Origin of the sequence: Rhizobium sp. CC1099, from assembly GCF_029714385.1 — a bacterium.
Classification (GTDB): domain Bacteria; phylum Pseudomonadota; class Alphaproteobacteria; order Rhizobiales; family Rhizobiaceae; genus Rhizobium.
On the sequence record NZ_CP121641.1, the window covers coordinates 3,268,132 to 3,294,592 of the forward strand.

General features: G+C 60.1%; 25 protein-coding genes. 9 read left to right on the plus strand and 16 right to left on the minus strand.

The features are described from left to right. Window positions 1-9: 9 nt before the first annotated feature. The 4 genes from QA644_RS16400 to QA644_RS16415 are packed head-to-tail and all read right to left on the minus strand — an operon-like array spanning window position 10 to window position 5,162. Window positions 10-558 (minus strand): sarcosine oxidase subunit gamma, encoded by a 549-nt coding sequence (locus tag QA644_RS16400; RefSeq protein ID WP_239596927.1) that lies wholly within the window; start codon window positions 556-558, stop codon window positions 10-12. Further along, window positions 551-3,544 carry a sarcosine oxidase subunit alpha gene (locus QA644_RS16405; RefSeq protein WP_283069567.1) on the minus strand — a complete coding sequence of 998 codons (2,994 nt, stop codon included), beginning with the start codon at window positions 3,542-3,544 and terminating at the stop codon, window positions 551-553. The genes QA644_RS16400 and QA644_RS16405 overlap by 8 nt, the downstream gene beginning before the upstream one ends. Next, window positions 3,541-3,882, minus strand: a complete 342-nt coding sequence (locus QA644_RS16410; RefSeq protein ID WP_074069685.1) for a sarcosine oxidase subunit delta — start codon at window positions 3,880-3,882, stop codon at window positions 3,541-3,543. Before QA644_RS16410 ends, QA644_RS16405 begins: the two co-directional genes overlap by 4 nt. Window positions 3,883-3,908: 26 nt before the next feature. Then, complete coding sequence (locus QA644_RS16415; protein WP_074069686.1) at window positions 3,909-5,162, minus strand: sarcosine oxidase subunit beta family protein; 1,254 nt, start codon at window positions 5,160-5,162, stop codon at window positions 3,909-3,911. Window positions 5,163-5,407: 245 nt separating this feature from the next. Between QA644_RS16415 and QA644_RS16420 the strand changes: the two genes are divergently transcribed. Beyond that, complete coding sequence (locus QA644_RS16420; RefSeq protein WP_283069569.1) at window positions 5,408-6,397, plus strand: FecR domain-containing protein; 990 nt, start codon at window positions 5,408-5,410, stop codon at window positions 6,395-6,397. Window positions 6,398-6,401: 4 nt separating this feature from the next. Here the strand turns inward: QA644_RS16420 and QA644_RS16425 are convergent, their stop codons facing one another. The 5 genes from QA644_RS16425 to QA644_RS16445 all read right to left on the minus strand — a co-directional run bounded on the left by QA644_RS16425 (window position 6,402) and on the right by QA644_RS16445 (window position 9,946). After that, complete coding sequence (locus tag QA644_RS16425; protein ID WP_283069570.1) at window positions 6,402-8,573, minus strand: adenylate/guanylate cyclase domain-containing protein; 2,172 nt, start codon at window positions 8,571-8,573, stop codon at window positions 6,402-6,404. Window positions 8,574-8,753: 180 nt separating this feature from the next. Then, window positions 8,754-8,984: a hypothetical protein gene (locus QA644_RS16430; RefSeq protein ID WP_039846116.1), complete on the minus strand. Its 231-nt coding sequence runs from the start codon at window positions 8,982-8,984 to the stop codon at window positions 8,754-8,756. 53 nt (window positions 8,985-9,037) lie between these two features. Further along, window positions 9,038-9,274 (minus strand): 30S ribosomal protein S21, encoded by a 237-nt coding sequence (gene rpsU / locus QA644_RS16435; protein WP_022715889.1) that lies wholly within the window; start codon window positions 9,272-9,274, stop codon window positions 9,038-9,040. A gap of 52 nt (window positions 9,275-9,326) precedes the next feature. Further along, window positions 9,327-9,629: a cold-shock protein gene (locus QA644_RS16440; RefSeq protein ID WP_194728208.1), complete on the minus strand. Its 303-nt coding sequence runs from the start codon at window positions 9,627-9,629 to the stop codon at window positions 9,327-9,329. Window positions 9,630-9,736: 107 nt separating this feature from the next. Continuing rightward, on the minus strand, window positions 9,737-9,946 hold the full coding sequence (locus QA644_RS16445; protein ID WP_028739741.1) for a cold-shock protein: 210 nt from the start codon (window positions 9,944-9,946) through the stop codon (window positions 9,737-9,739). A 367-nt stretch (window positions 9,947-10,313) separates the two neighbouring features. Here QA644_RS16445 and rpsU (QA644_RS16450) point away from each other — a divergent pair, with 367 nt between their 5' ends. The 5 genes from rpsU (QA644_RS16450) to QA644_RS16470 all read left to right on the plus strand — a co-directional run bounded on the left by rpsU (QA644_RS16450) (window position 10,314) and on the right by QA644_RS16470 (window position 15,047). Beyond that, window positions 10,314-10,526, plus strand: coding sequence for a 30S ribosomal protein S21 (gene rpsU, locus QA644_RS16450; protein ID WP_003585885.1), 213 nt, complete (start codon window positions 10,314-10,316; stop codon window positions 10,524-10,526). Window positions 10,527-10,664: 138 nt separating this feature from the next. Next, window positions 10,665-11,534 (plus strand): tetratricopeptide repeat protein, encoded by an 870-nt coding sequence (locus QA644_RS16455; RefSeq protein WP_283069573.1) that lies wholly within the window; start codon window positions 10,665-10,667, stop codon window positions 11,532-11,534. A 27-nt stretch (window positions 11,535-11,561) separates the two neighbouring features. Continuing rightward, on the plus strand, window positions 11,562-12,626 hold the full coding sequence (locus QA644_RS16460; RefSeq protein WP_283069575.1) for an FAD-binding oxidoreductase: 1,065 nt from the start codon (window positions 11,562-11,564) through the stop codon (window positions 12,624-12,626). 218 nt (window positions 12,627-12,844) lie between these two features. Further along, window positions 12,845-14,503, plus strand: coding sequence for a sensor histidine kinase (locus tag QA644_RS16465; RefSeq protein ID WP_074070434.1), 1,659 nt, complete (start codon window positions 12,845-12,847; stop codon window positions 14,501-14,503). 61 nt (window positions 14,504-14,564) lie between these two features. Next, window positions 14,565-15,047, plus strand: a complete 483-nt coding sequence (locus QA644_RS16470) for a DUF992 domain-containing protein (RefSeq protein ID WP_074069691.1) — start codon at window positions 14,565-14,567, stop codon at window positions 15,045-15,047. A 99-nt stretch (window positions 15,048-15,146) separates the two neighbouring features. On the opposite strand, the gene QA644_RS16475 is transcribed toward QA644_RS16470, so the two are convergent. The 6 genes from QA644_RS16475 to QA644_RS16500 all read right to left on the minus strand — a co-directional run bounded on the left by QA644_RS16475 (window position 15,147) and on the right by QA644_RS16500 (window position 21,739). Beyond that, window positions 15,147-16,541: an NAD(P)(+) transhydrogenase (Re/Si-specific) subunit beta gene (locus tag QA644_RS16475; protein WP_283069578.1), complete on the minus strand. Its 1,395-nt coding sequence runs from the start codon at window positions 16,539-16,541 to the stop codon at window positions 15,147-15,149. A gap of 10 nt (window positions 16,542-16,551) precedes the next feature. Further along, window positions 16,552-16,950: a proton-translocating transhydrogenase family protein gene (locus QA644_RS16480; RefSeq protein ID WP_022715897.1), complete on the minus strand. Its 399-nt coding sequence runs from the start codon at window positions 16,948-16,950 to the stop codon at window positions 16,552-16,554. Beyond that, window positions 16,940-18,097 (minus strand): Re/Si-specific NAD(P)(+) transhydrogenase subunit alpha, encoded by a 1,158-nt coding sequence (locus QA644_RS16485; protein ID WP_074069693.1) that lies wholly within the window; start codon window positions 18,095-18,097, stop codon window positions 16,940-16,942. The genes QA644_RS16480 and QA644_RS16485 overlap by 11 nt, the downstream gene beginning before the upstream one ends. Window positions 18,098-18,196: 99 nt before the next feature. Next, window positions 18,197-18,421 carry an aa3-type cytochrome c oxidase subunit IV gene (locus QA644_RS16490; RefSeq protein WP_283069582.1) on the minus strand — a complete coding sequence of 75 codons (225 nt, stop codon included), beginning with the start codon at window positions 18,419-18,421 and terminating at the stop codon, window positions 18,197-18,199. 118 nt (window positions 18,422-18,539) lie between these two features. Then, window positions 18,540-19,292 (minus strand): hypothetical protein, encoded by a 753-nt coding sequence (locus tag QA644_RS16495; RefSeq protein WP_239596906.1) that lies wholly within the window; start codon window positions 19,290-19,292, stop codon window positions 18,540-18,542. Window positions 19,293-19,435: 143 nt separating this feature from the next. Next, a complete protein-coding gene (locus tag QA644_RS16500) occupies window positions 19,436-21,739 on the minus strand; it encodes an EAL domain-containing protein (protein WP_283069584.1) in 2,304 nt (767 codons plus the stop codon). Between the two features lie 320 nt (window positions 21,740-22,059). Here QA644_RS16500 and QA644_RS16505 point away from each other — a divergent pair, with 320 nt between their 5' ends. Next, window positions 22,060-22,599 carry a TRAP transporter small permease subunit gene (locus QA644_RS16505; protein ID WP_074069696.1) on the plus strand — a complete coding sequence of 180 codons (540 nt, stop codon included), beginning with the start codon at window positions 22,060-22,062 and terminating at the stop codon, window positions 22,597-22,599. Between the two features lie 21 nt (window positions 22,600-22,620). Further along, on the plus strand, window positions 22,621-24,183 hold the full coding sequence (locus tag QA644_RS16510) for a TRAP transporter large permease subunit (protein ID WP_074069697.1): 1,563 nt from the start codon (window positions 22,621-22,623) through the stop codon (window positions 24,181-24,183). Between the two features lie 80 nt (window positions 24,184-24,263). Here the strand turns inward: QA644_RS16510 and QA644_RS16515 are convergent, their stop codons facing one another. Further along, window positions 24,264-25,370, minus strand: a complete 1,107-nt coding sequence (locus QA644_RS16515) for a TRAP transporter substrate-binding protein (protein ID WP_283069587.1) — start codon at window positions 25,368-25,370, stop codon at window positions 24,264-24,266. 293 nt (window positions 25,371-25,663) lie between these two features. Here QA644_RS16515 and QA644_RS16520 point away from each other — a divergent pair, with 293 nt between their 5' ends. Then, entirely contained in the window at window positions 25,664-26,437 is a 774-nt protein-coding gene (locus tag QA644_RS16520; protein ID WP_283069588.1) for a gamma-glutamyl-gamma-aminobutyrate hydrolase family protein, read from the plus strand. Window positions 26,438-26,461: the final 24 nt, after the last annotated feature.

Here is a 26,461-nt window from a genome sequence, read left to right on the forward strand (position 1 = left end):
GCCGGCGTGTCAGTGCCCCGCATCTTCTGCCGCCTCGGCCAGCAGACCGAAGACATAGTCGGAAAACGACCGCCAGCATTCGATCCGGTACGTATCGTCCTCGGTGCGGAAGAACACGACTTCCGCCTTGCCGAACAGCGTGCGCGAGCAGGCGCCGACCGGAAATGTGCCGATCGACAGGTCCTGCGGGCAGCCGCCCGAAAGCGCGGCTTCGGCGCCGGGGCCAGAGACGATGATGCCGACATTGCGATGGGAGACATCCGTCGCCGAATGAAGGAGGCTGACACCTGATAACAAGGCCATCAGATCTGCGCCGTCTTCATCGATCACCAGCCATTCGTCGGGGCCGAGCCAGAGCACTGAACGTCCACCCTTACGGCCCGAGGTTTTCGGCGCATCCGGGATCGTGACGCCGAGAGCCGATGAAAGAGCTTTAAGCGAAGCTGCCGGCGCCCGCAGCGCCACCCGGCTCGCCGCAGGCGCAGGCGTCAGCCGCACAGTGGCAGAACCGCCGTGGTTGCCGGAAAGAGCGGATTTGCGAATTGCCACATCAACCATTGATCCGGCCTCCTTCTTTGTCAAAGAACACCATGTCCGTCACTTCAACGGCAATCGTCTTGTCCGGCATTGGTACATAAAGAGTCTCGCCTGCGCGCGCCCGGCCGCCGGCGACCAGCGCGAAGGCGATGGACTTGCCGAGGTTTTCCGACCAGTAGGACGAGGTCACATGACCAAGCATGGTCATCGGCTTCGGCTCGTTCGGATTGGCGACGATCTGTGCGCCCTCTTCGAGCACCAGCTTCGTATCCTTCGTAACGAGACCGACAAGCTGCTTGCGGCCTTCCCTGACGAGATCGGGACGCTTCAGCCCCCGAATACCAACAAAATCCGTCTTCTTCTTGGAAACGGCCCAGGAAAGACCTGCGTCATCCGGCGTGACCGTGCCGTCCGTATCCTGTCCAACGATGATATAGCCCTTTTCGGCGCGAAGAACGTGCATCGTCTCGGTGCCGTAGACGCAGGCGCCGAGCGGCTCGGCATTTGCCCAGACAGCTTCCAGCACCGACTGGCCGAAATCGGCTGGAACGTTGATTTCGAAGCCGACTTCGCCAGTAAACGACACGCGGAAGAGGCGCGCAGGTACGCCGCAGACCTTGCACTCGCCAACGCTCATATGCGGGAAGGCCTCGTTGGAAATATCGAGCCCCTCAACGAGCGGCGCGACGATCTCGCGCGCCTTCGGACCTTGCACGGCAATCACAGCCCACTGCTCGGTAACGGAGGTCAGCCACACCTTCAGGTGCGGGAACTCCGTTTGCAGATAGTCTTCCATGTGATGAAGAACGCGCGGCGCGCCGCCTGTCGTCGTCGTGACATGGAAACGGTCATCCGCAAGACGCCCGACAACGCCGTCGTCGTACACGAAGCCGTCTTCGCGGGCCATGATGCCATAGCGGCACTTGCCGGGTTTCAGCGTGTCCCAGGCATTAGTGTACATCAGGTTCATGAACTCGGCCGCATCCGGGCCGACGACCTCGATCTTGCCGAGCGTCGAGGCATCAAAAACGCCTGCGATGTCGCGAGCCGTTTTGCATTCGCGGGCAACCGACTGATGCATCGTCTCGCCGGCGCGCGGATAGAACCAGGCACGCTTCCAGTTGCCGACGTCTTCGAACACAGCGCCATGCGCCGCTTCCCACTGATGCATCGGCGTCTTACGCGCGGGATCGAAGAGCTCGCCGCGCGAATGGCTGATCAGCGTGCCATAGGTGACCGGCGTATAGGGCGCACGGAAGGTCGTGAGGCCGACCTGCGGGATTTCCTTGCCGAGCATTTCGGCGGCGATCGCCAGACCGTGCATGTTGGAGAGCTTGCCCTGGTCGGAGGCCATGCCGTTCGTCGTGAAGCGCTTGATGTGCTCGATCGAGTGCATGCCTTCGCGCACTGCAAGACGGATGTCCTTGGCGCAGACATCGTGCTGGAAGTCTATGAAGGCCTTGGCGCTCGTCTCCGGGCCGGCACCTTCGGCAGCACCGATCATACCTCCGGTCCAGTCATAGGCCTGCTCGGCCGAGATGCTGATCTTGCCACTGCCCGATTTTCCGACGGCTTGCGCCATCAGCTCGCCGGCCGCAAGAGACTCTTCGATCGTCTGCTGCAGGCCGTCCGTGCCGTTGCAGGCGCCGACCGACAGGCAGTCCTGCGCATAGGTGCCGGGCAGGAAGCGCTGGCTTTCCGGCTCGAACTTCACCTTGCCGCGCGACTGCGAGAAGAGGTGCACCGACGGCGTCCAGCCGGCCGAAACCAGCAATGCGTCGACCGCAACTTTGCGCGGCGAGCCGCCGCCGTTGCGGGCGACGGTCATCGATGAGACGCGGAGCTTGCCCGAAGTATTGATGACCGATTGTCCAGCCAGCACCTCGATACCGAGCGAACGCGCTTCGGCAAGAACTGCAGCCCCCGGCGTCTGGCGGCAATCGACGATCGCAGCGATTGCCACGCCGGCACGCTTCAGGTCGAAAGCGGCTTCATAGGCCGAGTCATGGGCGGTGTAGACACCAACCTTGGCTCCGACGGCGACGCCGTAGTGGTTCAGGTACATGCGCGCGGCAGACGCCAGCATGATGCCCGGGCGGTCGTTGTTTCGGAATACCATGTGCCGCTCGATTGCACCGCTGGCGAGGATCACCCGCTTGGCGCGGACCTGCCAGAGACGCTCGCGCGGCAGGTCACGGCCTGGCTTGGCGATATGGTCGGTCACGCGCTCGGCAAGAGCGATGAAATTATGGTTGTAGTAGCCGAAGGCCGTCGTGCGGGTCAGAACCTGCACGTTGTCCATCGCCTTCAGCTTGGCAGCCGCCTGCTGCGCCCAGACGTAGCCTTCGATGCCGTCGATCTTCACGCCGCAGTCGAAGCGCAACGCACCGCCGCATTCCGCCTGCTCGTCGCAGATGATGACGCGGGCGCCCGTCTCAGCCGCGGCAAGGGCAGCGGAGAGACCTGCAACGCCCGCACCGGCGACGAGCACGTCGCAATGCGCATAGCGGCTTGCGTAGTGATCCGGATCCCCTTCCGTCGGCGCGACGCCGAGACCGGCGGAACGTCGGATGAGTGGCTCATAGACATGCTTCCAGGCGGCCTTCGGCCACATGAAGGTCTTATAGTAGAATCCCGCCGCAAAGAACGGCGAAAGCAGATCGCTGATGCCACCGACGTCAAAAGCAAGTGACGGGAAGCGGTTCTGCGACTTGACGATCATACCGTCGAAGACTTCCTGAACCGTGGCGCGCACGTTCGGCTGCTTTCGCGCCGAGTCTCGGGCAACGTCGATCAGCGCATTCGGCTCTTCCGCACCGGCTGAAAGGATGCCGCGCGGGCGGTGGTACTTGAAGGAGCGGCCGACGAGATGCACGCCGTTGGCGATCAGCGCCGAAGCGACGGTGTCGCCTTCGAGCGCGGTATAGCTCTTGCCGTCGAAAGTGAAGCGGGCGGTTCTCGCCGGCGTCAGGCGTCCCTTGCCTGGAATTCGGTTCGCGCCGCTCATTTCGCCTCTCCTTCCGTCGCTTCATAGGTTTCGACGGGGGCGTGCGGGACGCTCGCAGCGCCTATTTCAGGCTTTGGCTCGCCTGCCTTGTAGGTCATGATGAATTTGTCGCTGATGGTGTCGCGCGCTGCATTGAAGAAACGGCCGCAGCCGTGGATGTGCCGCCAGCGTTCGAAGATCAGACCCTTCGGGTTGTCGCGCAGGAAGAAATACGCCTCGAATTCCTCGTCGGAAATCGAAGCGATATTCTGGGGCCGCGCAATATGCGCGTCGCCAGCGCCACGGAATTCGAGCTCGGAGCGCTCTTCCTGACAGTATGGGCAGTAGATCAGTAGCATTGGATTCCCTTGTCGGAAGTGCGTGGTCAGTGCGCGACGGCGGCGGCTGCCGCTTCGTCGATGAGCCGTCCGGTGCGGAAGCGATCCAGCGTCAATCCGGCATTGAACTTGTGCGGCTCGTCGCGGGCGATCAGGTGCGCAAAGAGATTGGCCGAACCCGGCGTCGCCTTGAAGCCGCCCGTTCCCCAGCCGCAGTTGACATAGAGCCCCGGAACCGGCGTCTTCGACTGGATCGCCGAACGGTCCGGCGTATTGTCGACGATGCCGCCCCAGGAGCGCATCATCTTCACGCGGCGGAACATCGGGAAGAGCTCGCAAATCGCATCAAGCGTATGCGTGATGATCTGCAGGCCGCCTGTCTGCGAATAGGAATTATACTGGTCCGTGCCAGCGCCGATGACGAGCTCGCCTTTGTCGGACTGCGAGATATAGGCATGCACCGTGTTCGACATGACGACACAGGGAAAGATCGGCTTCAGTGGTTCGGAAACCAGCGCCTGCAGCGGGCTCGATTGCAGCGGCACGCGCACGTCCGCCATCTTCATCACGGTCGTCGAGTGGCCGGCCGCGGAGACGCCGACCTTCTTCGCGCCGATGAAGCCGCGATTGGTTTCGACGCCAACAACCCGCCCGTCCGGTCCGCGGCGGATGCCGGTGACTTCGCAATTCTGGATGATGTGAACGCCGCGATCCGACGCCGCTCGGGCATAACCCCAAGCGACCGCATCATGACGCGCCGTACCGCCGCGGCGCTGCAAGGCGGCGCCGTTAATCGGATAACGCGCAGCTGCGGAAATATCGAGCGGGGGGCAATAAGCCTTCGCCTGCTCCGGCGTCAGCCATTCATTATCGATGCCATAGAGCCGGTTGGCATGGATATGCCGCTTGAAGGACTGCTGATCGTGGATGTTGTGCGAGAGCATCATCACGCCGCGCGGCGAATACATCACATTGTAATTCAGATCCTGCGACAGGTTCTCCCAGAGCTTCATCGAATGCTCGTAGATGTGCATGCTCTCTTCATAGAGATAGTTCGAGCGGATGATGGTGGTGTTACGGCCGGTATTGCCTCCGCCGAGCCAGCCCTTTTCCAACACCGCGACGTTGGTGATGCCGTGCTCCTTGGCAAGGTAGTAGGCTGCTCCCAGACCATGCCCGCCGCCGCCGATGATAATAACGTCGTATTGCGCACGCGGCTCCGGCGAAGTCCACTGCCTCTCCCAGCCCTTGTGGCCCCTGAGCGCTTCCCGTGCCACGGCAAAAACCGAGTATTTCCGCATCCGCCTTCATCTCCTTCAGGGAAAGGCATTTTCTTCGTGGCCATACAAATCGCAAATCGAAATGCGGCACAACGTTTCTTTTGCGACGCGAACGGGCTTTTGTTTGACATGGGTGGAACAAGTGCTGATGACACTGAGGTTGCCGCATCCGCCCACCCGCACCGGATTAGTCCGACTAACCCAAGAGGGCAGGAAGACGAGACGCGAAATCACATGCTAATATTCCTATTCCTAGGGGTGTTCCCATGTCGTATGTGCGTCTTGCCGCAGCCACGGTGTTCAGCGCGGTGCTTTCCAGCTCCATGCCGGCCTCCGCAGCCGAGCAGGTTGGCCAGGCGGTCCGCATCAAGACGGAAGTGACCGGTCAAACGGGACCGCTGACCGTAAATGCCGCAGTCCATCGCGACGAGCGCATTCGTACATCGAAATCCGGTCTCGGCCAGTTTCTCTTCCGTGACGGCACCAAGCTTGCGGTCGGCTGGGGTTCGTCAGTCGTCATCGACAAATACATCTTCGATGACTCTCAATCGGTGAAAAAGCTGAGCATCCGCGCAGCGAAGGGAACTTTCCGCTGGATCAGCGGCAGTTCGAAATCGTCCGCCTACCAGATCCTGACACCTGCGGGCACGATCGGCGTGCGTGGCACCGCCTTCGATTTCTATGTCGGCCCGGATGGAACGACGGCCGTCGTCATGCTGAATGGCGCCGCCCAGTTTTGCGGCCCGGGCGGCTGCCGGCAACTGACACGCCGTTGCGACAGTGTCGTTGCGACACCCAACGGCAACATGACGGATGTGGCGCGCGTAAACCAGGGCGTCCTTCGAAGACTGGGAACGCCACGCGCCCTCCCATTCCTTTCCGGCAGTCAGTCGCTTTCCGGCATGATGGGCGGCGGCTGCGGATTGACGGCGGCACTGCAGCGGCCCGATAACCTTCAGCGCCAGGCGCCGGCCGTCTCGCCTCCGGAACCGAAGCCGGAGAAACCGAATAAACCTGACAAGCCGGATAAGCCCGATAGACCACACAAACCCGACAAACCTGACAGGCCGCATAAGCCGGACAAGCCCGACAAGCCCGACGGGCCGCATAAGCCGGACAAGCCGCATGACCACGACAGGCCGCATAAATCACATGATCACCACCGGGGCGATCACGACAGAGACCGCGACAAGGGCGACCATCACCATGGCAAGGACCGCGATAGGGATCGCGGCGAACGGAACCACCATCGCTGATAGGTCATTCTGCTGGGCGCGCTTCCTCAGAAATCGGTTCATCACGGAAATGATCGGCCCTGCGGGAAATCCGGCGATAAAATTCTGCCAGGCCGGGAGCGATCATTTTGGTCTTCAACCTGATGGCACTGACGATCCTGCGCGTGTCGGGCGAGCGCGAGCGAAATGCCTCGACAAGCTGATGGTGGAGCTGCCGCAGCTCTGCAAATTCGGCCGATTGCGTCACGCGCTCATCCCCGACGACGGCGAATAGGCGCGTCCGGCTGCTCTTTCCCTTCAGGCCGAAGGTGCCCGCCTCAAGCAGCGCAGCACCTAACTGCAGCCGCGCTGTGTCCTCCGAAATCAGAATATCGAAGCCGATTTCCTTGCAGGAGGATTCGATCCGCGCAGCAACGTTCACGGCATCGCCGACGGCCGAGTAATTGAAGCGCGTTTCGGCTCCCATATTTCCGACACAGGCAACGCCGGTATGGATACCGATGCCGATGCCCACCGGTTGATCCTTGCCAAAGCCGAAGGCATCGGCAGCATTGAGCTCGGCAAGCGTTTCCCGCATGGCCAGAGCGGCGCGCACCGCCTTCGTCTCGTGATCGGCGACATCGACTGGCGCATTCCAGAAGGCCATGATCGAGTCGCCGATGAACTTGTCGAGCGTGCCCTCATTGGCGACGACATGGCGGCTCAGTGCGTCGAGCAGCGTGTTCAGGAATCCGACCACGGCCCTCGGCGGAAGCCGCTCACTGATTTCGGTGAAATGACGCACGTCGACGAACATGACCGTCAGTTGCCGATCGTCGCCGCCAAGGCGCAGTGCGTCGCGCGTATGCTCGATACGATAGAGAAGCGATGGTGACAGATATTGCCCGAAGGCGCGGCGAACCTCGCGCCGTTCCCGGTCGATCACCAGAATGCGGAACGACGTCGCGGCGAAATGCGTCACTGATCCGCTGATGATCGGAGCCAACGGATCGAAAAGAAGCCCGGCGTAGGAAAAGCAGAGCCACGAGGCGACAACAGCAAGCGCAGTAATCGCCAAACCACAGGCTAGGGCTACCGCCGGGCTAACGAAGGTCGTCAGGATCACCAAAAGGCTGCCAAGCACTGCGATGGCGAATATCTCCAGGCCATCCGCCCAGTCCGGCCGCGACAGATAGCGGCCGTTCAAAATCTGCTCGAGGGTCTGCGCGTGCAGCGAAACCCCCGGCACATTTTCTCCAAGCGCCGTGACACGGATATCCTGCAGCCCCGCGGCCGATGTGCCGATAAAGACGATACTTCCGTTTATCGCCGCGCTGACTTCGGCCGAGGCACCTTTTTCTGCAAGCACATGCCGCGCGGAGACATATCTCTCCGCACGGTCTGGGCTGACATAGAGCCATAACTCGCCGGCCGCCGTCACGGGGACGACAAAATCGCCTGTCTTGACTGAGACCATGACGCCGGCCGCATCCGGAGCACCCGCCAGCACATAGGTCGAGACACCCTGCGCAACACGCAGTGCCTCCAGCGCCAGATTCGGATAAAGCTGCTCCCCATCCGTCAGAAACAGCGGAACTGCCCGCACGACCGACGAAGAGCTGCCCGGATTGAGACTGATATGACCGATGCCGGCGGCGTTCGCTTCAAGGCGCGGACGTAACGGCGTTGCGGCATTGATATGCGGGGGTGCGCCGACGGGACTCTCGCCGGTGAAGGCGAAGCCTGCCTTGACGGACGGGCGATAGGTTCCCTCGTTGGTCAAGCCGAAGCCGAGCACGACAGGCTTATCGGCAATAGTATCGGCGAAAATCTCGTCATTGTCCGGTAATTGCGACAGCAGCGACGGATCGATGCCGGGCACATTGCCGACGACAGTACGTGGCGAAAGCCGGTCGGGCTCGGCAAAGAGAATGTCGAAAGCGATCGCCGCCGCACCCATCTCGGACAGCCTGTCGACGAGCAGAGCCAGCCTGTCTCTCGGCCACGGCCACTGGCCGAATTCGCGTAGCGATGCCTCGTCAATATCGATTACCCGAACCGGCAGCTCTTCGAAGGACCGCGGCGATACGCGCTGGTATTCGTCGAAGGTCACATCGCGGATCGATCGCAGCAGCTGTGGATCGCTGGCCCGCAGCAGCGTGAGCACGGCAACAATCGCCAAGCCGATAATGACACCGATTTGCTGCGCGCGTGTCATGAACCGATGGCGCCCCCTACGCTGCAAGCCGCTGAGCAGCGAAGAAAGGCTACGCCGCTTTAGCGCCGAACGCCATCCTGTCGCAGAACTGGCACGCAGCATAAAGAGAGATTGTGTTGGAGCGCGTGGGAATCGGACAGGCAGACGCCTTCAAGGGGAAGGACCACGGTTTGCAAAGACCTATTGGCCGGCCGATTTGACTGAAACCTTGCGCTTTCTTTTCGGAGCCGGAAGTTCGGGCTCAGCTTCGGCCTGCCGCTGCAGACGGAGGGCTTTCAGCTTCTCCGTCTTTTTTTCACGCAGTTTTGCTTCGTCTGCAATAATCGCCCGCGCCGTGTGATCCGTGGCTTCCGCCTTGTCGCGGGCCGACATCTTCGTGGCGTTGAAGAATGCGTCCTTTGTGGCAGTCATTCACTTTTCCTTGGATGGTTCGCGATTTTGAAAACCACGCTCGCAAGCGACACTCAACGTGTGTTTGCGGCCTTTTTGGGCATCGGCAGCAAACCTTCGCGCTGCATCTTCTTGCGCGCGAGTTTCCGCTGACGGCGGATAGCTTCGCCCTTTTCGCGGGCGCGCTTCTCGGATGGCTTTTCATAGGCGCTGCGCGCCTTCATTTCACGAAACAGACCTTCGCGCTGCATCTTCTTCTTGAGAACGCGAAGAGCCTGGTCGACATTGTTGTCCCTGACGAGAACCTGCAAAATCTTATCCTTTCGCGGCAATGGCATGCCGTATCGTTAACGAGGGGAGGCGTTACTTTCGAACCTTGATGCTGGACGTCTTCAGCCAAGGCTCGGCATTGGAAGTTTGGGCTACGTGAGCGCCTGAAATCCGCGGCGGGGATTCGGTCGCATCGATATCAAGCGCTGTTATCCTGCGCTCGAAGTTTTCGGCCTCGAACCGAACACGGTACTGTACATGTCCATGGTCGTTCGGCAGGATGCCGACGACCTCGCATCGCCTGTCGGCAGCGGCCGTTCGGGTGAGACCGGACTTCAGCACGACAAAGTCACCTATTTTATAGGTCGGCTTTGCCTTATAGTTCGGCTTTGGCATCACGGTGCTCTTTCAAAATGTCAAAAAGGCCGGGCGTTTTACCCGACCTCTTCCCGTCATTCAGCCCGCTGCCAGTACATCCGTGGTCAGCCGTGGCAAATGACAAATTACGCGGCCTGAAGATTATCCGCTGCGTTCTTGCCGGACTTTTTGTCCCGGACGAGATCGTAGCGTACCTTCTGCCCGTCGGACAACGCGCTCATGCCGGCACGCTCCACGGCGGAAATGTGAACAAATACGTCGGTCGAACCATCGTCCGGCTGAATAAAGCCAAAGCCCTTGGCGCTATTGAACCACTTAACCGTGCCTGAATTCATGAACGATCTCCTTTCAATCGCTGCACTGCCGGGAAATTATTCGCCGGCTCTTATCGAGAGTTGAGAGGAAATCTGACAGAGCGCTCAGCGCGTGACAAAGGTCACAAGCAATATTCGATAGGCTCATATATAGGGGTATTTCTGCATACCGCAATAGCAAATGCATTTCTGGGCACCGCATCCGCCAAGCAGGCGGAAGGCTTATCCGCCATTTTTTCCGCAGATCGCCATATCAGTCTGGACTTCGTGTCATCGATCTGTTATCCCGCATCACCAATCGCAAGGCTCCGGCCGCGCGAACCGTATAATTTTGCCCTGGCGCTGTGCCGCCGCTGGTGTCAACCAAAACCAAAGGAACGTGATTCTCGTGCAGGTACTCGTCCGCGATAACAATGTCGATCAGGCTCTCCGCGCTCTCAAGAAGAAGATGCAGCGCGAAGGCATTTTCCGCGAAATGAAGATGCGCGACTACTACGAGAAGCCGTCGCAGAAGCGCGCCCGCGAGAAGGCCGAAGCTGTTCGCCGCGTTCGCAAGCTGGCTCGCAAGCGGGCACAGCGCGAAGGTCTGGTCGCACGCTAAACGGTGCCGTCGTTATTTCGACGTTTTCAGATGCATGTTGGCGGGGGCGATTACGTGTCGCCACCGCCTTTTTATTTTTGCTGCTGAAGATCGCATATCCGATTGCCCCCGGATATGACGCATGGGGGAAGCGCACGAATGGCTGATTTCTTGTTCACCTCGCCCCGGTCCTTGCGCGCGCCGAAAGCGACGCTGCTGCCGGTGCTTGCAGTCCTTGCCGCAATCGGCCTTGCCGGTTGCCAGACCGACAACACCTCCGATGCTGTGATCCACCTCGACAAGGCTCAGGGTTCCGAAGAGAACATTGCCTCGCTGACCTCGGTGATCAATTCCAATCCGCGTGATCCGGAAGCATATAACGTCCGAGGCTCGGCCTATGGCCGTGCCGGTCAGTTCAAGGCCGCGCTGAACGACTTCAATACCGCCCTGCAGATCAATCCGCGCTTCTTCCAGGCCTATGCCAACCGCGCGCTCGTCTATCGCAACATGGGCCAGCAGCAACAGGCGATCGCCGACTACAACGCCGCGCTGCAGATCAACCCGAGCTACGACGTCGCCTATATCGGCCGCGGCAACGTCTATCGCCAGGCCAGCCAGGACGATGCGGCATTCAACGATTTCGCCCGCGCAATCCAGCTCGGCACGACGGATGGCCGCGCTTATCACAATCGCGGCCTGATTTTCCAGAAGCGCAATCAGCAGGACAAAGCGATCGACGATTTCTCGAAGGCGATCTCGCTGTCACCGAATTCGCCCGAGCCCTATAACGGCCGCGGCATTTCCTATTTCGCGCTGAATGACGACGACAATGCCTTCGCCGACTTCAACCATGCGATCGAGCTCAACGGCAACATCGCCGAATCCTGGGCCAATCAGGCGCTCGTCTATGAGCGCCGCGGCGACAAGGAGAAGGCGGCCCGCTCCTATCGCCACGCGATCGGCCTGGACCCGAAATACCAGCCGGCCCGCGACGGCCTGGCCCGCGTCGGCGCTGCAACCAGCGGCTGATATCTGCAGATCACGGAGAAAACAGCGATGGCGGCGAAACGGCATGTGATCGTCGTCGGCGCCGGTATCATAGGCGCCTCGATCGCCTGGCATTTGGCGAAGGCCGGTGCTGCTGTGACGGTCATCGCCGAAGAAACCGGCGGCGTCGCAACGCCCAATTCCTTCGCCTGGATCAATGCCAGCTGGGGAAACCCCGAATTCTACTTTCATTTCCGGCGCCGCTCGATGGCGGAGTGGAAGCGGCTCGCTGCGGAGCTTCCGGGCCTGCCGCTTTCCTGGTGCGGCGGCATCTGCTGGGACCTGCCCCGCAATCAACTCGAAGCTTACGCGAAGGAGCACGGCGGCTGGGGCTACGGCATCAACCGCATCGAGCGCAGTGAGATCTCCCGCCGCGAACCCTATCTCAGTAATGCACCCGATTTCGCCCTCGCTGTCGCTGAGGAAGGCGCAGTCGAGCCGGTCGCAGCCGCGCGCATGATGCTGGCGGATGCCGAAGCGCGAGGCGCGAAATTCATCGGCGCTGCCGTTCGCAGCCTCATCCGTAGCGGAGATCACATTGCCGGCGTCGTGACGTCGCAAGGTCTGATCGATGCGGATCATGTCGTCCTCGCTTGCGGCGCAGGATCCGTTCCCATAGCCGCGTCAGCCGGGATCACGCTGCCGATTGACGCGCCGCCCGGCCTGATCGTCCACTCCCGCCCGTTCGAGAAACGGCTGAACGGCCTGGTGATTGCGACGGAACTGCATATGCGCCAGACGACCGAAGGGCGCATCATCGCGGGCAGCGACTTCGGCGGCAGCGATCCGGGCGAAGACCGCCAGGCGACCGCGGCCGCTCTCTTTGCAAAGGTCAAAGCCAGCCTTTTGGAAAGCGACGCGCTGACAATGGATTTCCTCACTGTTGGATATCGCACGACGCCGCGAGACGGCTTCCCGATCATCGGCAATTGCGGCATCGGCGGCCTTTACATCGCCGTTATGCATTCCGGCGTGACGCTTGCTCCGTTGGTCGGCGCGCTGGCGGCAAACGAGATTCTGTCAGGCGCAACTGACGCAAGCCTCCGATCATTTCGGCTTCCCCGGTTCGCCTGACGGCACAATTGTATGACCATTACAATTCTTCCGTCAGCATGGTTTAGTGTGTTGCAACCACTTTCCCCTGCCCCTAACATGTCCTTGCTTCGATAGCAGGCTATCGGGAATCCGAACGCGTTGAGGGCACTGACGGCGATGCAGTTTTTTGCTTTCGTAACTGTTTGCGAAAATCCGGCCGGGCCATTCGCCCTCGAAAGCCTGCAAAGATTATGCCCATGAGTCTGCGCACGCGGCTGTTTCCCAAGGCTTCGATCGGCACCTATCTGGTTGCCATGGCGGTCTCGATCGCCGTGCCGATCTTTGCTTTCGTCACACTCCTGCTTCTGCAGCTCGAGGACAATCAGCGGACGACGCTGCGGCGCGAGACGGCGCAAGACGCGCTGACCCTGTCTCGCTCTATTGACCGGCAGTTGCAGGACATGGCGACGACACTTCGTCTGCTCTCGACCTCGCCCGAACTCGAGAACAACGACTTCGCCTCGTTTCATGAGCGGACCGAAACGGCCCTGCGCGGCGATACACTCTACGTGATCGCCGTCGACCGAAGCGGTCAGCAGCTACTGAACACGCGCCGTGATTTCGGCACGCCGCTCAGCAAGACAGCCAATATCCCGGCGATGGAATCGGCCATCGAGTCCGGCCGTATCGAAGCATCCGACGTCTTCAAGGGAGCGACAAGCGGCGAGTGGGTCTACAATGTCACGATGCCGCTGGATGCAGGTCAAGTCGCGGCCCTGATCGTAACCCAGAACGCCAAGGACCTCGCCAGACTTGTCACGACCGAAGGGCTTGCGTCGGGTTGGTCGGCTGCGGTGATCGATCAGGGCGGCCATGTGGTGGCTTCGAGCGGCATGGCAAGCATTGCCCCCGGAACGCCGTTCGACACGCGCATCCTGCCGTCGCTTATCGCTTCGCGCGGCGTCTTCGAGGACGAGGATATTCTGCCGAATCAACTCCTCGGTTATGCCCAAATTCCCGGCTGGTCCTGGAAAACGGTGGTCTGGGGACCGGTTGCCACGGCGCAGGCATCGATCCTCACGACATGGCGTTTCCTGATCGTCGGCGGCATCGCATTGCTTCTGGTCGCCGTGCTCGCGGCCTATGCCGTGGCGCGGCAGGTGCGCACTACGATCCGCGATATCGCCGACATGGCAAGCAGCATGGGCGAAGGCCAAATCGTGGCGCCGATCGATACCAGCGTCATCGAGGCAAACCAGGTCGCCGTTGCTCTGTCCAATGCCTCGTTCGATCGCAGCCAGACGGAAGACCGTCTGCATTTCATTATGCATGAGCTCGTGCATCGAACGAAGAACCTGCTCACGCTGGCCCAGGCAATGATGCGCCAACTCGCCAAACAGGCCGACAGCGTCGAAGGCTTCCAGTCGGCCGTTTCCGATCGCCTCGACGGGCTCGTCCGTTCGATCGAGCTTTTGACAAGCGAGCAATGGTCCGGTGCCTCGCTCCGCCGGGTCATCGACATTCACCTGGAGGCCTTTCCGCAGGCGGCAGAACAGCTTGAGATTTCCGGAGAGGATTTTGTGGTCAAGCCGGAGGCGGTCCAGAACCTCGGCCTGACGCTGCATGAACTGGCTACCAATTCGGTGAAATACGGTGCGCTTTCAGTGCCGCAGGGCCGCGTCTCCTTCTCCTGGGCGAATATCCAGGTCGAGGATCAGTCCGAGGCAATGCTCCGTTTTATTTGGGAGGAACGGAACGGTCCCGAAGTCGCTACTCCGTCCCGCTCCGGCTTTGGAACCACTGTCATCAAGACGCATGCTGCAGCAGCCTTCCGCGGATCGGTGCAGGTAGACTACCTGCCGCAGGGCCTGATCTGGACCCTGACAGCACCGCGTAGCGCGCTGGAGCGCGAATAACGGCCGGAACAATCAAAAGGATCAATTCGTTTCCGATAGGTCATCCGAAAGGAGAACGGCCATGTTCAAGCACATGATGATCGCAGCAACGGCAGCGGCGGCAGCAGTCTTTGCAAGCCCGGCAGGCGCTGCGAACTATATCAGCCTCGGCCGTCTGGTCTGCGGATCGGAAGGCGGTCAGGGGCTGATTATCACTTCGCAGAAGAATCTGATCTGCACCTACACGCCTGCCGGAGGCGGCCCGAAAGCCGTCTATGCCGGCAAGATCGAGAAATTTGGCCTGGATATCGGCGAGACCGGCAAAAGCGTTATGATCTGGCAGGTTCTTGCCAAGACCGGCACAAACATTCCGGAATTTGCACTGGCCGGTGAATACTACGGGATCGGCGCCGATGCCAGCCTGGGCGCAGGTGCCGGTGCCAAGGTGATCGCCGGTGGCACCAACAAGGCTTTCATGCTGCAACCGCTGAATGTGCAGGCCCAGGAGGGCCTCAATCTCGCAATCGGCGTGGAGAAAATGACGCTGGCGCCCGCTGCTACCTGACAAAGGTCGGCAGAGATGGAAAAAGGCTCGCTTAGGCGGGCCTTTTTCTTCGGCTGGCATCGCTTGAAATAAAAGCCCGGCTCGAAGCCGGGCCTTGGCTCAGTGGCCGATCGCTTTGTTGATCTCCTCGGTGACCTTCTTTGCATCGCCGAGCAGCATCATCGTGCCATCCTTGTAGAACAGCGTATTGTCGATGCCCGCATAGCCGGAGCCGAGCGAACGCTTGACGAAGAGGCAGGTCTTGGCCTTGTCGACATCGAGGATCGGCATGCCGTAGATCGGCGAGGTCTTGTCATCGCGCGCCGCTGGATTGGTGACGTCGTTGGCACCGATGACATAAGCGACATCGGCTTGGCCGAAGTCGGAGTTGATGTCTTCGAGTTCGAAGACCTCGTCATAAGGCACGTTCGCTTCGGCCAGCAGCACGTTCATGTGGCCGGGCATGCGGCCGGCGACCGGATGAATTGCGTATTTGACCTCGACGCCGGCCTTCTTGAGATTGTCGGCCAGCTCGCGAAGCGCGTGCTGCGCCTGGGCAACCGCCATGCCGTAGCCCGGCACGATAATGACCTTGGAAGCGTTCGCCATCAGATAGGCGGCATCCTCTGCCGAGCCGAGCTTGACGGTCTTATCGGAATTGTCCGCAGCCCCTGCAGAGGTCTCGCCACCGAAGCCGCCGAGAATGACGGATATGAACGAGCGGTTCATGCCCTTGCACATGATGTAGGACAGGATCGCACCCGAAGAGCCGACCAGCGCACCGGTGATGATCAGAGCGAGATTGCCGAGCGTGAAACCGATACCGGCTGCCGCCCACCCCGAATAGGAGTTCAGCATGGAGACGACGACCGGCATGTCGGCGCCCCCGATCGGCACGATCAGCAGCACGCCGAGCACCAGCGAAAGCGCCACGACCGCCCAGAAATCGAAATGGCTTTCGGTTGCCGCGAGCCCGATGATGAAGAAGACGATCAGCACCAAAAGCGCGATGTTGATGATATGCCGGAAGGCAAGCAGGATCGGCTTGCCGGACATGCGCCCGTCAAGCTTCAAAAAAGCGATGATCGAGCCGGTAAAGGTAAGCGCCCCGATCGCGGCGCCGATCGCCATCTCGATACGCGCCTCGCCATGGATCGAGCCGATATCGCCGATGCCGAAGGAGGCCGGTGTATAAAGCGCGGAGGCAGCAACCAGCACGGCGGCCAGGCCGACCAACGAGTGGAAGCCCGCCACCAGCTGCGGCATCGAGGTCATCGGGATGACGCGGGCGATATAGGCGCCCGCCCCGCCGCCGATCGCCAGTCCGAGCACGATCAGCACGAAGCCGGCAAAAGAAGGCGTTGCCAGCACCAGCGTCGTGAGGATCGCCATCCCCATGCCGATCATGCCGTAGAGATTGCCCTTGCGGCTGGTGGCCGGATGGGAGAGGCCGCGCAGTGCCAGGATGAAAAGCACGCCGGAGACGAGGTAGAGGAAAGCTGCGATATTGGTCATTCGTCCGGCCTCACTTGTCCTTCTTGCGGTACATCGCCAGCATGCGCTGCGTGACGAGGAAACCGCCGAAGATGTTGACCGAGACGAGAACGAGCGCGACGAAGCCGAAACCGGTCGCAAGCCCGCTTGCCGAAATGCCGACTGCAAGCAGCGCGCCGACGACGATGACTGAAGAGATGGCGTTGGTGACGGCCATCAGCGGCGTATGCAGCGCCGGCGTCACCGACCAGACGACGTAATAACCGACGAAGATCGCCAAAACGAAGATCGCGAACTGGAAAATGAAGGGATCGATCGCCCCGCCCGTTGCCGCACTTGCCGCTTCCGGTGCCTGCGCGGCCGCCGCCACGACTGCGTTGACCGCCTGGTCAAGCTGCTCCAGCGCCTTGTCCATTGCTTCACTGGCCATCAGCTATCCCCTTCTTCGTCCCGGCGAATGCCGGATGCACGACATCGCCTGCATAGGTCAGCATGGTCGCTTTGATGAGTTCGTCGTCGAGGTTGAGGACGACGCTCTTCGTCTCCTTGTTGAGCATGGTCTCGAGGAAGGTGACGAGGTTCTTGGCATAGAGCGCCGAAGCGCTGGCGGCCACCCGGCCCGGCAGGTTGGCGAAACCGATCACCTTGACGTCTTCGACATCGACGACCTCGTCTGCAACCACGCCCTCGATATTGCCGCCACGCTCGACCGCAAGATCGACGGCAACGGCGCCGGGCTTCATCGAAGCCAGCATCTGGCGCGATACGAGCTTCGGCGCAGGGCGTCCGGGGATCAGTGCCGTGGTGATGACGATGTCCTGCTTGGCGATATGCTCGGCAACGAGGGCTGCCTGCTTCGCCTGGTATTCCTTGGACATTTCCTTGGCGTAGCCGCCCGCCGTCTCCGCTGCCTTGAACTCCTCGTCTTCAACGGCGATGAACTTGGCGCCGAGTGAGGCGACCTGTTCCTTGGCGGCGGGGCGAACGTCGGTGGCCGAGACCGCAGCGCCGAGGCGGCGCGCCGTCGCAATCGCCTGGAGGCCTGCCACGCCTGCACCCATCACGAAGACCTTGGCGGCCGGAACGGTGCCGGCGGCCGTCATCATCATCGGCAGGGCGCGATCATAGACAGACGCCGCTTCAATGACGGCCTGATAGCCGGCGAGATTTGCCTGTGAGGAAAGAACATCCATGGACTGCGCGCGCGTAATGCGCGGCATCAGTTCCATCGCGAAGGCTGAAAGCCCTGCCTTCGCCATCGCGGCAATCGCCTCATCGTTTCCGTAGGGATCCATGATCGCGATGACGACCGCGCCGCTCTTGTAGCCGGCAATCTCCGCCTCCGTCGGGCGGCGCACTTTCAGCACCACATCCGCGGTTGCCGCATCGCCAGCCGAGCCGATCCGCGCCCCTGCAGCCTCAAATTCGCTGTCCGGTATGCGCGATAAAACCCCAGCACCTGCCTCGACCACGATGTCGAAGCCGAGGTTCCCCATCTTCTTTACAGTTTCGGCAGACGCCGCAACGCGTGTCTCGGAACCGTTCGATTCTTTTGTAATGAAAACGATATTGCCCAACTGCCCCCTCCTCCGGGTCAGCCAAACCACCGCGGGCTCACCGCTCAGGCCAAGCACCTATTCGAAAATTTCGGAAATGCCGCTCCTCGCCTGCTGCAGTCAGCGCAGCAGGACGATGCCGGCAACGAAGATGACGAGAAAAACTAGGAGGCCGCCGAGAAAGCCGCTGCTGGTGAAAAAACCGGCCGACATGCCAAGCAGCAGGGCGATGAGGAACATCGCGCCGTATTTCGCAGCCGAAATGAACAGATTGTAGGTTTGTTCATGTTCTTTGTAGTCCATCGGCGCGCCGACTTCGACGGGTCCGTTGTGTTCTTCGGCCATGAAATTTCGTCTCCCTGAATGCCATGATCCCATTCAGGGCTTACACAAAGCCTGGGAAAAGCGCAATGCATGAGAATGCCGCAGCCGGTACGCTTTGCGGCATTTCATGAGCGCGGCCTCAGAGCGGCAGATCGGTGCCGAACTGGCCTTCCGGCACGAAGCGAGCGGTCGGGATGATGGTGAGCGATGGCAGCCTGCTGTCGGGGCCGCGGGAAAACATCATGCGCTGTTCGCTGGCGCTGGAAATAAAGAAGGGATAGCGCGTCAGAAGCTTTCGACCAACCTCGATCACATTCGTCGCCATCAGCGTCATGTCGATTCCGTAATTCTTCGCCAGCCGGCCGGGCACGATGGTATCTGCATAGAAGACCCGCTTGTAGAAAGCGGCATGCGGGGGCCGGCAAAACTGAAGAACGCGGTCGGCACGGAAATGCGCCGCCGCAACGATGCTTGGTCTCAGCGTCAGGTAGGGAATCCACGACAGGTCGGCGGTCAGTTCCGGATCGGCCGCAAAGCGCGCTGGATCGATCAAGGTCAGCCCTGCATCCAGAAGCGAATCGATCGCCTCAGGAAAGGCGCCGGCGGACTGGCTGACGCGATGGTCCGGCGTTACATAGTGAAGTCGGACCGTGCTGACCAGTTCGCCGTAATAGTAGAGACCGAAGACATAAGCATGGCTATCGAAATCGGTATCGTCCAACAGCCCTTTTGGGGCGAGCGCCAGCACATCATGGGCCTTGTAGGCCTTCCAGCGCAACCGTTCGACATCCTCCATGTCCTCGCTGCTTTCGATGCGGCGATATTCGACATTGTCCAGAATTTCGAGAAGCTTTCTTGAAAAGTCACTTGTATTCAAAGGGATTGACGCCATTGATGTTCCCGCCGTTAACGGGCCATTAATCATATCTGGGCGCGCAAAGAGCAAGAAGTATCAAAAGTTTCGGACGTATTTGAATTATTAAGGTTAACAGACCCGGATAACTGGGCTCTTGTTTCGATGGCGGCAATCCGGGCTCAGGCGACCTTGCTGCGGCGGCGCTGGGTGGCGCGACGGCTGAGTGCTTGCGAAAGGATGCCGATCTCCTTTGAGGGCACCGGCGCAGAGAAGACATAGCCCTGCACGAGATCCGCGCTGCGATGCTTGTTGAGCAATGCCAGTTGCTCAACAGTTTCCACACCCTCGATGACGATCTTGAGCCCGAGCTCGCGGGCGAGATTGACAGTACCGCACAAAAGCTTCAGACGGCGCGTGTCTTCCGCGATATTGCGAACGAAGGAGCGATCGATCTTGACGATATCGAGCGGCAACGTGTCGAGATAGCTAAGGCTGGAGAAGCCCGTGCCGAAGTCATCGATCGCTATGGTGATGCCGTGGGAGCGCAATTCCGCGAGGATGGCGCGCACCGCCGCAGGCTCGTCGATGAGACAACTTTCTGTAATTTCCAGATGCAGCCGCGACGCCTTGAGGCCGGATGTTGAAAGCGCTTCCGAAACGACGGTGAGGATATCGTTGTCACGCAGGTCGCGTGCCGAGAGATTGACCGATATCGCGATGTGGTCGGGCCAGGTCATGCATTCGCTGCAGGCCTTGAAAAGGATGAACCGCGTGATGTCCGATATGATGCCCATCTCTTCGGCGAGGCGGATGAAAACGTCCGGCGGAATGGCGCCTTTTTCCGGGTGGACCCAGCGCGCCAGCGCCTCGGCGCATTCGATGCGTGTCCCATCGGCTTTGAACATCGGTTGAAACGCGACGCTAAGCGCGCCCGCAGCCACCGCTTCGCGCAAGTCCGCTTTCAGCTTCTGCTGCTCGATGTAGCGGCCATCCATTTCGTGTTCGAAGCCGGTGATGCCGCCGCGCAGTCGTGACTTGCTTTCAAAGAGGGCGAGGTCCGCTTTGATGCTCCACTCCTCCATTGCAAATGCATTGCTTTCGAGGATCGCGTAGCCGGCGCTGAGCGACACCAGGAAGGTGACCTCGTCCACTTCATAATTGCCCTGAATGTCGGCATGCATCCGGCGGATTTCGGCATCGAGCGCTTCGTTGTTCTTGGCATGCGGGAAGAAGATGACAAACTGGTCGCCCATGAGGCGGCCGACGATGGCATTGCCTGCTTCGTCCTTGATCCGCGCCGCGATCGCGCAGAGCAGGTGATCGCCGGTGATGTGGCCGCGCATGTCGTTAACGTGCTTGAACTCGTCGATGTCGAGGACCATGAAACCAAGCGGCCCACGCCTTTTCGGGTGGCGCTCGATATATTCCTTTACGAGATGACCGAAATATTCTCGGTTCGGCAGGCCGGTCAGAGCATCGAAGCGGACCATATGCAGGATCTTCTGCTCCGCCTTCACGCGGCTCGACACATCCTCGAAGATCAGAACGGCGCCGCCGTCGGCACGACGCTTCGCGGAAAATTCCAGCGATAGGCTTTCAGGAAAATGGATCAGGGTGCGCGATAGGCCTTCCTCGGCAACCTGTGTCAGCTGCCGCAGGATCAATTCCGGTTGCGAGGCATCCATGAAGCTATAGCGCGCGCCGTAACGCAGGACGGCACCGAGGTCGCGATCCTTCAACCGGTCCGGATCGCCGATCTTGAGAAGCTCGCAGGCTTTCCGGTTGATCACCTGGATACGGTTCGACGGATCGACCATCACGAGACCGTGCGGCATATTGTTGAGCGCAGTATCGAAACGATCGGCAATCAGCGAGATCTGCCTGTGAGCGATGACGTTCTCATAAAGGAACTCGCGCACGCCGTTCGCCATCGCCCGCGTCGTCAGCCAGAAAGGAATAAGGAAGATGGAGAGGATGCCGCGATAGAAATCCAACGCCATCAGGCTGCAGACGATCATCGGCAGGCAGCAGGAGAAAGTCTGCAGGTCAACTGCCAGCCGCGAGCCGTAGTTGCGGCCGACGACGGAAACCATGGTCGCCATGGTGACGGAAATGCAGGCAAGCTCCGCGAAGGAATCATGCACGACGAAGATGGCATAGCCGCTGCCGATGCCGAGGATGGCTGTAGTGCAGGCCGCACCGGCAACGAGAACACGCTCCCAGCGCTCGATGCCGGCGCGCGACAGTTTCTCTTTTTCCACGCGATCGAACCGCCGGAAGGTGATCATGCGGACGCAAAAGACCAGGAGGGCGGCAGCCGACAGCAGCACATAGATGGAAGAATGTGTTTTGGCTGCAACCGCCAGGAAAGTTGCCACATGCACGATGACGCCGGCGAGCAGCGTCATGCGGTTCCCCGAAAGAGAACTCACAAACGACAGATACACATCGATAGGGACCCTGTTCGGGTTATGTGGTTTCATCCATACTTTCCCTGTGCGCCGGGATGATACGGGGAACCTTTTAAAAATTGATTGCCTTGACCCTATCTGTTTGGTTGTTTTTTCTAAAACCCAAGAGAGAATTTCAAGATTAATGGCGAATTTCACAGCTATGAAGTGAAGTTCATGGAAAAATGATCCGCGCTTAAGTTGCCGGTTGTACAGCCAGCATCTAAACCGCCGCATTCTATGTCTACGACTAAAATCCTATACGGCCGTTTATTCTTTCAATTTCGGAAACCGTAGTTTACACAAATTTCAAAAGTGAGAACTTGCCGCAAAGGCAGAGTAAGGGGAAAGGCATGCCGGCGTTTCTAAGCGTCAGCCGGCTGATCGACAGCGTCAGCCAATTCATAGGGAAAATCGCGGATTACATGGTGCTTGCGTGCTGCTTCATCAGCGCCGGCAATGCAATCGTCCGCTATCTGTTCAATTACAGCTCGAACGGTTGGCTGGAGATTCAATGGTATCTCTTTGCCTACGTCGTCGTGCTCGGGGCGGCTCATACGCTGCGCAACAATGAGCACGTGCGCGTCGACCTAATCTACGGATCGGTTTCCGACAGGGCCAGAATCTGGATCGATATCATCGGTTTGATCGTCTTCCTGATCCCGGCCTGCTCCTTCCTGGCTTTCCTGTGCTGGCCCTATTTCGTGATCGCCTTCCAGCAGGGCGAGATATCCGCCAATGCCGGAGGGCTCATCCGCTGGCCGGTCAAGCTTATTCTTTTCGCAGGTTTCGCACTCCTGGCACTGCAGGGCATTTCGGAACTCATCAAGAGGATCGCCGCGGTGCGCGGCTACATCCAGCTCGAAACGAAATACGAAAAGCCCCTGCAATAAAGCTCTCCGGGAGGAACGGACTTGTTTGACTTCGGTATCATTCCGCCGGCGATGTTTCTGGGCATGGTCATCTTCATGCTCTACGGCTTTCCGGTCGCCTTTTCGCTCGCGTCCGTCGGCCTTTTCTTCGGGGTCATCGGCATAGCAACCGGCCATTTCAGCGAGGCCTTCCTGCAGGCCCTGCCCCTTCGCGTGTTCGGCATCGTTTCCAACGACCTGCTGCTCGCCATACCCTTCTTCACCTTCATGGGCGCCATTCTGGAAAGGTGTGGCCTTGCGGAGGATCTTCTCGAGGGAACCGGCAAGCTCTTCGGCGCCGTTCCTGGCGGTCTCGCCTACGCCGTCATCCTCGTCGGCGCTGTTCTCGGCGCCATCACCGGCACCGTCGCGGCATCGGTCATCACCATGGGCGTGATCTCGCTGCCGATCATGCTGCGCTACGGCTACAATCCGCGGCTGGCGACCGGCGTCATCGCCGCGTCGGGCACGATCACCCAGGTCATCCCGCCCTCCCTCGTGCTCGTCGTTCTCGCCGACCAGCTCGGCAGATCAGTCGGTGACATGTATCTCGGCGCCATCGGCCCTTCGATCCTGCAGGTCGCGATCTTCCTTGGCTTCATCCTGTTCCTGTCCATCTTCCGGCCAGGCTTGATGCCGCCGCTGCCGAAGGAGGTGCGCGGCGAGTTCAACTGGGCACTGCTGATGAAGGTGCTGGCCGGCATGGTGCCTTCCATTATCCTCATCTTCCTCGTGCTCGGCACGATCTTCATGGGGCTTGCGACGCCAACGGAAGCCGGCGCCCTCGGCGTCGTGGGCGCGATCGTGCTTGCAGCGCTCCACCGCCGCCTGACCTGGCCGCTGGTCCGCGAAGCCATGACATCGACGATGCATATCACCTCGATGGTGGTGATGATCCTGATCGGCTCGACTTGCTTTAGCCTCGTCTTTCAGGGCATGGATGGTTCGCGTTGGATCGAGCACATGCTGTCCGGCATCCCGGGCGGTCCGGTCGGCTTCCTGATCTTCGTCAACCTCTTCATCTTCGTCCTCGCCTTCTTCCTCGATTTCTTCGAAATCGCCTTCATCGTCATTCCGATGCTGGCACCCGTCGCTTCGGCGCTCGGTATTGATCTGATCTGGTTTGGCGTGCTTATCTGCGTGAACATGCAGACGAGCTTCATGCACCCGCCCTTCGGCTTCGCGCTGTTCTATCTGCGCTCCATTGCCAGCCGTGACGTGAAGACACGAGATATCTACATGGGCGCGATCCCATGGGTCGTCATGCAGCTCATCCTCGTCGCGATCGTGATCTTCTGGCCGCAATCCGTGACCTACTGGCTGAACAAGGGTCCGGCCGTGGACCTCAACACGATCAAGATCGAAATACCCGGCTTCGGCGGCAATCAGCTCTCGCTGCCGCCCGCGCCTGGCGGTGGCGGCAGTACACCACAGATCCCGGGTCTCACCCTGCCGCCACTGAACGGTCTGCCCGGTCAGCAGCCAGCCCCTGCGACGCCCGCGCCGGCCAATCCGGCACAACCAGCACCGCCACCCGATCTCAGCCAACCTCCAAAGATCAATTGAATGCAAATGAAGAAGCCCCGGATTTCCATCCGGGGCTTCTGTCGGCGATGCGATGAACGCGCAGACGGGTTCCAAGCCGCCTAGAGCTTGCCCGATCGCTGCTGGATCATCATGAATGTGTCAAACGTATATTCCGAGAGCTGCATCCAGAGGTAAGCATCGCGCTTGAATGCGGTCTGGTCGTCATAGATCTTCTTGAAAGATGGGTTCGAAGCCGAGAGCTCGCCATAGAGACCGGTTGAAGCCTGGAACGCGGCTTCCAGAATTTCCTGGCTGAAGGGACGCAGTGTTGCACCTTCGGCGACGAGCTGCTTCAGCGCTGAAGGGTTCTTCATATCGTATTTCGCCATCATCCTGGCATTGGAATAGGTGCAGGCGTCGGCGAGGATCGTCTGGTAGTGCTTCGGCAGGCTGTTCCACTTTTCGAGATTGAAGAAAGCGTGGATCGCCGGACCGCCTTCCCAGAAGCCCGGATAGTAGTAGTACTTGGCGACTTTGTGCAGGCCGAGCTTCAAGTCGTCATAGGGACCGACCCACTCGGACGCGTCGATCGTGCCCTTTTCGAGCGCCGGATAGATGTCACCGCCGGCAATCTGCTGCGGGATGACGCCGAGCTTTTCCATGACGCGCCCGGCAAGACCGGCGATACGCATCTTGACGCCCTTGAGGTCGTCCAGCGTATTGATTTCCTTGCGGAACCAGCCACCCATCTGGACGCCGGTATTGCCGGCCGGAAGACCGAACATGCCCTGCGTGGCATAAAACTCGTTCATCAGGTTGATGCCATTGCCCTCGAAGAACCAGGCGTTGGTGAGACGGGCGTTGAGGCCGAAGGGAATGGCCGTGCCGATTGCATAGGTCGGATCCTTGCCGACGAAATAGTACGAGCAGGTGTGGCAGCATTCAACGGTACCCGAGCTGACGGCGTCGGCCGCCTGCAGGCCGGGCACGATTTCGCCGGCTGCGAAAGGCTGGATCTTGAAGGCACCGTCGGTCGCGTCGGCGACGTGCTTGGCGATATCTTCCGCACCGCCAAAGATCGTGTCCAGGCTCTTCGGGAACGAAGAGGTCATGCGCCACGAAATTTTCGGATTCTCCTGCGCGATCGCCGGCGCGGCGAGTGCGCTTGCCGCAACGGCACCTGCCCCCGCAGTTCCGGCCTTCTTAATAAACGAACGACGATCCATCAAAAACCTCCCGTATAGATGGCATGCGCGGACAATTTCATCTCTACCCGCAGCAATGGAGGCGAGCTAAGCATGCGGCCGCGTGTGTTTCAAGCTTTAGTCGATCAGACTTTGGCATCACGGCAGCAATTTGGCGAATGACGTGTTTCCATCGAAAATCAGCAGTTTAGCAAGGTCTCTATGCTTGAATGGCGCAGATCGCCGCAATTTGGCCCGCCATTGCGTCGAGAAGTTGACTTTGAGGCCGATCTCGGTTTTCACAATAGAAAAATCGAGAGCGTTCCGGACCAAAAATGATGAAGCCGATCGTCGCCGTTCCTGCCGATACCCGCACCCTCGATGGCGCCGACTGGCATGCCGTCCAGCATCAATATGTACGCGCGGCGCTGAACGCTGCGGGCGTCATGGCCTTCATCATTCCTGCCTTCGAAAAAGGTTATGACACGGACGCAATCCTTGACCGAGTGGATGGACTGCTGGTTTCGGGCTCGGCGAGCAACGTCCATCCATCGCTCTACGCTGCCGAGGCTCGCGAGAGCGATGGCCCCTTCGACCCCGCGCGTGACGCAACGGCCATACCCCTCATCCGCCGTGCAATCGATCGAGCCATCCCGCTGCTGGCGATCTGCCGCGGCATACAGGAGCTAAACGTCGCGCTCGGCGGTTCCCTTGCCAGTGAAATCCACGAGCAGGAGGGCATCTGGGACCACAGGAAGCCAGCCGATGTCGATCGCGACGGAATGTATGCTATCCGCCAGAGCGTTTTCGTCAAGGAAGGCTCCTGCATCGCCCGCATCATCGGTCCAGGCGAAGTCCTGGTGAACTCGCTGCACCGTCAGGCAATCGCCAAGACGGCGCCTCGCCTACAGGTGGAGGCGATCGCCGAAGACGGGACGATCGAAGCCGTTTCCGTCATCGACGCCAAAGCCTTTGCCGTCGGCGTGCAGTGGCATCCGGAATACTGGGCCGAAACCGACAAGCCCTCGAACCAGATCTTTGCGGCCTTCGGGGATGCGGCAAGGGAATATGCGGCGACTAAGAATGTCTCCATGAAGGTTAAGGCCTAGGCGCTCCGGTTGCACGACAGAACG